The organism is Pseudomonas guariconensis (assembly GCF_015680235.1).
GTDB classification, from domain to species: Bacteria; Pseudomonadota; Gammaproteobacteria; order Pseudomonadales; family Pseudomonadaceae; genus Aquipseudomonas; species Aquipseudomonas guariconensis_A.
The window spans coordinates 1-10022 of sequence record NZ_JADLJL010000063.1 but is presented as its reverse complement, the minus strand read 5'-3'; the positions used below and the strand labels follow the sequence as shown (position 1 = coordinate 10022).

The following is a 10022-nucleotide window of genomic DNA, read 5'->3' as shown; positions in this document are numbered from 1 at the left end:
CGACGCTACGGGAACGCCTGCGCCAGGCCCTGCGTGCGCTGCTGCCGGACTACATGGTGCCGACCGCCTGGCTGCTGCTCGAGCGCCTGCCTCTGACCCCGGCCGGCAAGCTCGACCGTAAGGCCTTGCCGGCGCCAGACCTGGCCCAAGTTCAGGAAGCCTACGAGGCGCCTCAGGGCGAGCTGGAAATGCGCCTGGCCGAACTCTGGGCGCAGGTGCTCAAGCTCGAACGGGTAGGGCGTACGGACAACTTCTTCGAGTTGGGCGGGCATTCGTTGCTGGCCATGCAGGTGGTGGCCAGGGCCAGGGAGTCGTGGCAGCTCGACCTGCCCCTCAAGACCCTGTTCAGCCACCCGGTGCTGGCCGAGCAGGCCCAGGCGCTCGAGGCCTTGCAGCAAGAGCAGGCGCCGGTGCAGGACGCCTTGGCTAAATCCTTGGCGGCCCTCAAACGTTTATCAGCCACTGAGCTTGAAAAGCTGCTTTCCGAATGAGGGTCATGGCGTGCAAGAGTTGATTGAATCCATTGGTGTGCTGTCTGCGCAGGAGCGCAAGGCCCTGGCGGTTCTGCTGAAGAAGGAGGGGGTCAATCTCTACGACGTCGCCCCGGTGTTCCGACGTGACCCGGTCGAGCCGCTGCGCCTGTCCTATGCCCAGGAACGCCAGTGGTTCCTCTGGCAGCTGGAGCCGGGCAGCGCGGCCTACCATATCCCGGCCGCGCTGCACCTGAGCGGTCCGCTGGACCTGCAGGCCCTGCAGCGCAGCTTCGACTACCTGCTGGCTCGCCACGAAAGCCTGCGCACCTGTATCGATACTGGCGCCGGGCAGCCGCTGCAGCGCATCGAGGCCCAGCAGACCGTGGCCTTGCACATCGAGGCGGTAGGCCGGTTGCCCTCCGACGCTCTCAGGGCGCGGGTCGAGGCCCTGGTGGTGCAGCCGTTCGACCTGGCCGCCGGGCCATTGCTGCGCGTGCACCTGCTGCGCCAGGCCGACGATGACCATGTGCTGGTGATGGTCCTGCACCACATCGTCGCCGATGGCTGGTCGATGCAGATCATGGTTCGTGAGCTGGTGGAGGCCTACCAGGCCTTGTGCGAGGGCCACCAGCCCAGCCACGAGCCGCTGGCGATCCAGTACGCCGACTATGCACTGTGGCAACGCGCCTGGATGGAGGCCGGCGAGCGCCAGCGCCAGCTGGACTACTGGGTCGGCCAGCTCGGCGGCGAGCAGCCGGTGCTGGAGCTGCCCCTGGACCATCCGCGACCCGCGGCCCAGAGCTATCGCGGCGCACGCCACGATCTGACGGTCGCCGCGCCGCTGTGCCAGGTCCTCAAGCGCCTGGCCAACGAGCAAGGGGTCACCTTGTTCACCCTGTTGCTGGCCAGCTTCCAGGTCTTGTTGCACCGCTACAGCGGCCAGGACGAGCTGCGCATCGGCATCCCCAACGCCAACCGCAATCGCCCGGAAACCCAGGGGCTGATCGGTTTCTTCGTCAACACCCAGGTGCTCAAGGCGCAATTGGACGGGCGCATGAGCTATCGCCAGGTGCTAGCCCAGGCCGCACAGGCCATGTTGCAGGCCCAGGCCCACCAGGACCTGCCGTTCGAGCAATTGGTCGAAGCCTTGCAGCCGGAGCGCAGCCTCAGCCACAGCCCACTGTTCCAGGCCATGTACAGTCACCAGAACTCAAGCCGCGAGGCTCTGCCGACGTGCCAGTTGCACGCATTGCGCATCGACAGCCTGGCGTTCGACAGCCAAACCGCGCAGTTCGACCTGAGCCTGGACACGGCCGAAACCGACGAGGGGCTGATCGCCTCGTTCACCTACATGCGCGAATTGTTCGAGCCCCAGACCATCGCGCGCCTGGCCGGACATTGGCACAACCTGTTGCAGGCGCTGGTGGCCCAGCCCGATGCGGCCATCGGCGAGCTGCAACTGCTCGACGCTGCGCAACGCCGGCAACTGGAACACGAATGGAGCGGCATCGACGGGCTGGCGGTCGACGACCAGCACAGCCTCAAGGCGTTGATCGAGGCCCAGGTCGAGCGCACCCCTGAGGCGCTGGCATTGATCCATGAGGGCCAGCATCTGACCTATCGGCAAATGAACGCCGAAGCCAACCGCCTGGCGGCACGCCTGTTGGCGCTGGGCATCGCCCCCGAGCAGCGGGTCGGCATCGCGGTGGATCGCGGGCTGTGCATGGCGATTGCCGTGCTGGCGGTGCTCAAGAGTGGTGCGGCCTATGTGCCGATGGACCCGCAATACCCCCGCGAACGCCTGCAAGGCATGATCGAGGACGCAGGCCTGGCCTGCCTGCTCACCCAGCCTGAACTACGTGGCCAGTTGCCCGACTGCGGCGCCATGCCCGTACTGGAGCTGGACGCGCCGGCCGCCAGCGCCAGCGACCCGGGTAACCCGCCGCAGCGTAGCGCGCCGGGCAACCTGGCCTATGTCATGTTCACCTCCGGCTCCACCGGTCGGCCCAAGGGCGTGGCGGTCAGCCAGGCGGCCCTCGTAGCCCACGTGCAGGTGTGCATCGATTTCTTCGGGTTGTCGTGCGCCGACCGCGTGCTGCAGTTCGCTACCTTCAACTTCGATGGCTTCGTCGAGCAGCTGTTCCCGGCCCTGATCTGCGGCGCTGCGGTGCTGCTGCGGGGCAACGAGATCTGGAGCAGCGAACAGTTCCACCAGGTGCTGGTGGAGCAGGGCGTCACCGTCGCCGACCTGACCACCGCCTACTGGGCCATGCTGGCCAAGGATTTCGCCGCGCACCCACGGGCCAGCTACGGCCGGCTGCGCCAGGTCCATGCCGGGGGCGAGGCGATGGCCGCCGACGCCCTGACGGCCTGGCGCGCTGCTGGGCTAGAGGGCGTGCGCCTGCTCAATACCTATGGCCCGACCGAAGCCACGGTGACGGTCAGCGCCCATGATTGCAGCCAGGGCCCGGTCACCGGCAACCCGCCGATCGGCCAGGTGCTCGCGGGCCGCTCGCTGTATGTAGTCGACGGTAATGGCGCGCTGGCGCCAGTGGGCGTGGTCGGCGAGCTGTTGATTGGCGGCGACTTGCTGGCTCGTGGGTACTTCCAGCGCCCCGACCTGACCGCCGCGCGCTTCGTGCCCAACCCCTTCGCCAACGGTGGCCGCCTGTACCGCACCGGCGACCGGGTGCGACGCCTGGCCAATGGCGATATCGAATATGTCGGGCGTACCGACCACCAGATCAAACTGCGCGGTTTTCGCATTGAGTTGAGCGAGATCGAGGCGCGCCTGCTGGAGCACGCCCAGGTGCGCGAGGCGCTGGTGGTACCGGTGCAGGGCGCCGGCGGCACCCAGCTGGTCGCCTACCTGGTTACCACGCAAGCGTTGGGCGATGACCCCGGCCCATGGGTACGCGAGCTGCAGGCCTGGCTCAAGGCGCGCCTGCCTGACTACATGGTGCCCAGCCAGGTGATGATACTGGCCGCCATGCCGCTTTCGCCCAATGGCAAGCTCGACCGCCGCGCCCTGCCCGCGCCGGACCCACAGTGGCTGGCCAGCCACTACCTGGCACCGCGTACCGCGTTGGAGCAGCAGGTCGCTGATATCTGGCAGGCCTTGCTCGGCGTGCCTCGGGTCGGCCTTAACGACAACTTCTTCGACCTGGGCGGGCACTCGCTGCTGGCCACCCAGGTGATGGCCCGCGTCCAGGTGGAGTTGGGTGCCAACATCCCGCTGAGCCTGCTGTTCCAGGAAAGCACCCTGGAAGGTTTCGTACAGGCGGTTCAGCCGCTGGTGTCAGTGGACATGGGCGAGACCCTGGATGAACTCAACGACTTTCTCGACGCGCTGGAGGCGAACTGAAATGGATCAGAACAGCAAGGTCGCCCTCGTTCAGCGATTCCTCAAACTGCCGGCGAGCCAGGGCCGCCTGTTCCTCGACAAGCTTCGGGAAAAAGGCCTGGGCCTGGCCCAGTTGCCGATCCCCGCAGGTGCACGTGACACCGAGCGGCCACGGCTGTCGTATGCCCAGCAGCGGCAGTGGTTCCTCTGGCAACTGGACCGTCAGGGTTCGGCCTACCACATCCCCAGCGTGCTGCGCTTGCGCGGCACCCTGGACCTGCAAGCCCTGCAACACGCCTTCGACCGCCTGGTCGAGCGCCACGAGGTGCTGCGCACCGCGTTCATCGAAGACGAAGGCGTCGCGAGCCAAGCCATCCTGCCGGCCACGCCGCTGGCCATCGACCTACATGACCTGGCCCAGGCCCGGCTGGGTGCCGATGCCTTGCAGGCGCTGGTCGAGGCCGAGATCGTCAGGCCGTTCGACCTGGGCGCTGGCCGCCCGTTGCGGGTGAGCCTGCTGCGCCTGGCCGCGGACGAACATGTACTGGTGCTGACCTTGCACCACATCGCGGCCGATGGCTGGTCGATGCAGGTGATGGTCGAGGAGCTGATTCACCTTTACGGTGGCGGTCAGGCGCTGCCGGCCCTGCCCATCCAGTACGCCGATTATGCCCATTGGCAGCGCTGCTGGATGGAGGCCGGCGAGGCGGACCGCCAACTTGCCTACTGGGCCGAACAACTGGGCACAGACCCTGTGCAGTTGGGGCTGCCGACCGACTACCCGCGTCCGGCCCAGCGCAGCCTCGCAGGTGGCCGCTGCGCCATCCCGTTGCCGTCGACGGCGGTGCGCGACCTGCAACGCCTGGCCAAGGATGAAGGGGTGACCCTGTTCGTCGCTCTCCAGGCCTGCCTGCATGCCTTGCTGCACCGCTATACCGGGCAGACCGATATTCGCGTCGGCCTGCCGGTGAGCAACCGCAACCGGCCGGAGACCGAGCGCCTGATCGGCTTCTTCGTCAACACCCTGGTGCTGCGTTCGCACCTGGACGGTCGCATGACGTTCCGCGCCCTGTTGCGTCAGCTCAAGCACCAGGTACAGCAGGCCCAGGCCCACCAGGACCTGCCTTTCGAGCAACTGGTCGAGGCCCTGCAGCCAGAGCGCAGCCTGAGCCAGAGCCCGCTGTTCCAGGTGCTGCACAACCACCAGAGCGAGGCGCGTGGCGATCACTGGCAGGTGCACGAGCACCTGGCTGTCGAAGGCCTTGCCCTGGCCGGTTGCCAGAGCAAGTTCGACCTGACCCTGGAAACCTTCGAGCATGGCGAGGCGGTGAGCGCTTCGTTCATCTACGCACGCGACCTGTTCCGCGAACAGACGCTGGCGCGCATGGCGGGGCATTTCGCATGCCTGCTACAGGCGTTCGCCGAGGTCCCTGACAGTACGCTTGAATCAATCCCGCTGCTGGACGCCGAGGCGCAGCGAACCGTGCAGGCCGTCTGCACCGGCGAGGCGGTAGCCGATGCCCCCCAAGGGACCGTGCATGGGCTGATCGAGGCGTTCGCATGCCAGCAGCCGGATGCCGTGGCGCTGGTACAGGGCGAGCGACGTCTAACCTATCGCGACCTGAACTTGCACGCCGAACAGCTCGCCGCACGCCTGCAGGCCCTGGGAGTGGGCCCTGAAACCTGCATCGCCCTGCGCGCTGCGCGCTCGTTGGAACTGGTGGTGGGCATGTTGGCGATCCTCAAGGCCGGCGGCGCCTACCTGCCCATCGACACCCGCACGCCACAGGCGCGGGTCGGCCAGTTGCTGGCAGAAAGCGCCGCGCCGGTGCTGCTCACCGATGCGGCCTGGATCGCCGAACAGGCGGGCGGGATGGAAGTGCCCAGCCTGGCATTGGACGACGTACTCGGCCAACCCTGTGAACCCATCGAGCGCCAGCAGCCCTCGGTGCTGGCCGACAACCTGGCGTATGTGATCTACACCTCCGGCTCCAGCGGTCAGTCCAAGGGCGTGATGGTCAGCCATGGCGCCTTGCTCGCCTACGTGCAAGGGCTGCTGACATGCATGCCCTGGGCGCAGGCGCGCACCTTGGCACTGGTCTCGACCCCGGCGGCGGACCTTGGGCACACCATGCTGTTCGGCGCCCTGTGTTCAGGCCGCACCCTGTGCCTGGCCGATGACGACCAGGTGCGCGATGCCGAGCGCTTCGCCGGCTTCATGCAGACTCACGCGGTGGATGCATTGAAGATCGTGCCATCGCACCTGGAAGCGCTGCTCGAGGCCGCCCAGCCGGCCCAGGTCCTGCCACGCCAGTGCCTGGTGCTGGGGGGCGAGGCGTGCTCGGCGCAGCTGCTGGCGCGCATCCGGGCGGCAGCCCCGCAGTGCCAGGTGGTCAACCACTATGGTCCGACCGAGACCACCGTCGGCGTGATCGCCGGCACCGTCGAGCCAGGCGACGCGGGCACGCGTATCGCCATGGGCCGGGCCATGCCCCAGGCCCGGGTGCAGCTGCTCGATGACGGCCTCGGCCCGGTGGTGCTGGGCGCCAGTGGCCAGCTGCAGGTGGCAGGACCGGCCCTGGCCCGCGGCTACCTTGGGCGCACGGGCCTGACCGCCGAGCGCTTCGTGCCCGACCCTGAGGGGGCTCCGGGGGGCCGTGCGTACCGCACCGGCGACCTGGCGCGCATCGGCGATGCTGGCATCGAATACCTGGGGCGCGGTGACGACCAGGTCAAGATCCGAGGTTTTCGCGTCGAGCCCGACGACGTCGCCCAGCGCCTGCGTGGGTTGGACGGTGTCGCGGCGGCGGCGGTACTGGCACGCGAGGTCGAGGGCAGCCTGCGCCTGGTTGCCTACCTGGTGCCGATGGACGCAACGCTGGCCGAAGCCGACGAGGGCGCGCGCCAGCGTTGGGTTGACGCGGTACTCGAGGGCTTGCGTCTGCAGGTGCCCGACTACCAAGTACCGGCCCATGCCGTGGTGCTGGCTGGCCTGCCTTTCACCGCCAACGGCAAGCTGGACCGTCGTGCGCTGCCGCCACCTTGCGCACGCACGGACGAAGCGTTCGAAGCGCCACAAGACGCACGCGAGCAGCGCCTGGCTGCAGTCTGGGCCGCGGTGCTCAAGCGTGAGCGGGTAGGGCGCCAGGATAACTTCTTCGAAGTCGGCGGTGACTCGATCATCTCCATCCAGCTGGTCAGCCGCGCCCGCCAGCAAGGGCTGCACTTCACCGCCCGCGATGTCTTCACCCACCAGACGGTCGCTGCCCTGGCCAGGGTGGTGCGCGAGGGTGAACCGACGCAGGCCCGTGAACAGCCGCCGGTCACGGGCGACCTGGCATTGCTGCCGATTCAGCACTGGTTTTTCGAACAGGCCGTCGCCCAACCTGACCACTGGAATCAGTCGGTGCTGCTGCAAGTGCGCAGCGCCCTGGACCCTGCGCTGCTGGAGCAGGCCCTGCAAGCCCTGGTGATCCACCACGATGCCCTGCGCCTGGCATTCACCGAGGGGTGTGGCACGCACCTGACGCTGGAGCAACTGCGCATGCAGTGGGCCCAGCGCCCCTTGCTGTGGACCACTCAAGTGGATTCGCCACAAGCGCTGGAGGCCGCCTGCAGCGAGGCCCAGGCCAGCCTGCACCTGGCCCGCGGTGAACTGCTGCGCGGCCTGCTGGCGGACCTTGGCGACGGCACTCAGCGCCTGCTGCTGGTGATCCACCACCTGGTGGTCGATGGCGTGTCCTGGCGTATCCTGTTCGACGACCTGCAACAGGCCTATCGCCAGCGGGCCGCCGGGCAGCCGCTGGCCTTGCCGGCCCGGACCAGCAGCTACCAGCAGTGGGGCCAGCGCCTGGGCGAGCATGCCCGTGGCGCTGCCCTCGAAACGCTGGCGCACTGGCGCAGCCTGGCGGGCAAGGCGAACGAGCTGCCCTGCCGCGACCCGCAGGGCAGCCAGCTGGCCCGCCACGCCCACAGTGTCTATACCCGGCTGGACCGCACGCTCACCCAACAGCTGTTGCGCCAGGCGCCAGCTGCCTACCGCACCCAGGTCAACGACCTGCTGCTCACCGCTCTGGCCCGCGTGCTGGTGCGTTGGACCGACCAGCCGCAGGTGCTGGTACAACTGGAGGGCCACGGCCGCGAAGAGCTGTTCGACGACATCGACCTGTCGCGCACCGTAGGCTGGTTCACCAGCCTGTTCCCGGTGAGCCTGGCCCCGGTCGGGGGGCTGGGCGAATCGATCAAGGCGGTCAAGGAGCAACTGCGCGCCGTGCCCGACAAAGGCGTGGGCTTCGGCATCCTGCGCTACCTGGGCGAGCCGCAGGTGCGCGCCGAGCTGGCGGCCTTGCCGCGCCCACGCATTACCTTCAACTACCTCGGCCAGTTCGATGCCAGCCTCGACGCCCGCGACGACCTGTTCGCTCCTGCCCGTGAGGGGCGTGGTGCGGAGCAGAGCGAAGGGGCGCTGCTGGGCAACTGGCTGAGCCTCAACGGGCAGGTCTACGACGGCGAGTTGAGCCTTGGCTGGACCTTCAGCCGCGACTGCTTCGACAGCGAGGCCATCGAGGCGCTGGCCCAGGCCTATGGCCAGGAGCTGGCGCTGTTGGTCGAGCACTGCGTGAACCCTGCCAACCGCGGCCTGACGCCTTCGGACGTGCCCTTGTCGGGGCTCGGCCAGGCGCAGCTGGAGTGTCTGGAAGCCGGCGGGCGACTGATCGACGATGTCTATCCGCTTTCGCCCATGCAGCAGGGCATGTTGTTCCATGCCTTGTACGACGAGGCGCGCCATGAATACGTCAACCAGATGTGGGTGGATGTGCAGGGGCTCGACGAGGCACGCTTCGCCACTGCCTGGCGGCAGGTCGTGGCCCGTCACGACAGCCTGCGCAGCTGTTTCGACTGGCGCGACGAACCGGCGCAGCAACTGGTCTGCCGCACGCTGCCCGACAGTTTGCAAATCCTCGAAAGCGCGGCGCAGGCAGACCTGGAGGCACTGGCCCGCGAAGAGCGCGAGCGCGGCTTCGACCTGGCCCAGGCACCGCTGCTGCGCCTGTTGCTGGTGCGCACCGGGCCTGGCCGCCATCGGTTGATCTACACCAACCACCACATCCTGCTCGACGGTTGGAGCAATGCCCAGCTGCTGGGGGAAGTGCTGCAGTGCTACCACGGCCAGCCGCTGGTGCCCCAGCAGGGCCGCTACCGGGACTATATCCAGTGGTTGCAAGGCCAGGACCGCAGCCACACCGAGACCTTCTGGAAGACGCGCCTGGCGCGCATCCCTGGGCCCACGCACCTGGCCCTGGCCTTCGCTCATGCTGGCCAGGGTTCGCCCGGACAAGCCAATGGCCATGCCTACCGCACCTATGACCGGGCGCGTACGCGCGCGCTCGGCGAGTTCGCCCGGCGCCACAAGGTCACCTTCAATACGTTGATGCAGGCAACCTGGCTGCTGCTGTTACAGCGCTACACCGGGCAGGACTGCGTCGCCTTCGGGGCCACCGTGGCGGGCCGGCCGGCGGCGCTGCCAGGCATCGAGCAGCAGGTCGGGCTGTTCATCAATACCCTGCCGGTAATCGCCGAGGTCCGAGGCTCCTGTGCTGTAGGCCAGTGGCTGCAAGGCATCCAGCAGGAGAACCTGGCGATCCGCGAGCATGAGCATACGGCCCTGGTGGATATCCAGCGTTGGGCCGGGCTGGGTGCCACGCCGCTGTTCGACAGCTTGCTGGTGTTCGAGAACTATCCGATTTCCGAGGCGTTGGCCCAGGGCGAGGGCAGTACGCTGCGCTTCGGCGAGGTGGTCAACCACGAGCAATCCAATTACCCACTGTCGCTGGCGATCAGCCTAGGCGAGCAACTGACCTTGCACTATTGCTTCGACCAGAGCCTATATGGCGAGCAGGCCATCGAACAGTTGGCCGACAGCTTCGACAGCCTGGTGCAGCAGTTGCTCGAGGCCTCGTCGCACACGCCGGTCGGCGCCTTGCACGCTTGCGCGCCAGCTCACTGTCGGCAGGTGGAGGCCTGGAATGGCCCGGTCCGCGACTATCCGATGCAGCGCCCGGTGCATGCCCTGTTCGAGGAGTGGGCCGCGCGCACGCCCAAGGCTCCGGCAGTTCTGTTCGGTGACCAGTGCCTGGACTACGCCACCCTCAACCAACGCGCCAACCGTCTGGCCGCGACACTCATCGCCCGGGGCATAGGGCCCG

2 protein-coding genes and 1 pseudogene are annotated in these 10022 nt (G+C 67.8%); all 3 read left to right on the top strand.

Annotated elements, in window-relative coordinates:
• Positions 1-491 (top strand): phosphopantetheine-binding protein (locus IRZ56_RS22730; protein WP_230390501.1); only part of this gene is annotated, 491 nt, incomplete at its 5' end.
• A 133-nt stretch (positions 492-624) separates the two neighbouring features.
• Positions 625-3837 (top strand): annotated as a pseudogene (locus IRZ56_RS22725) (amino acid adenylation domain-containing protein); the annotation flags it as partial.
• Position 3838: 1 nt separating this feature from the next.
• A partial coding sequence (locus IRZ56_RS22720; protein ID WP_196146999.1) for a non-ribosomal peptide synthetase occupies positions 3839-10022 on the top strand: 6184 nt, incomplete at its 3' end.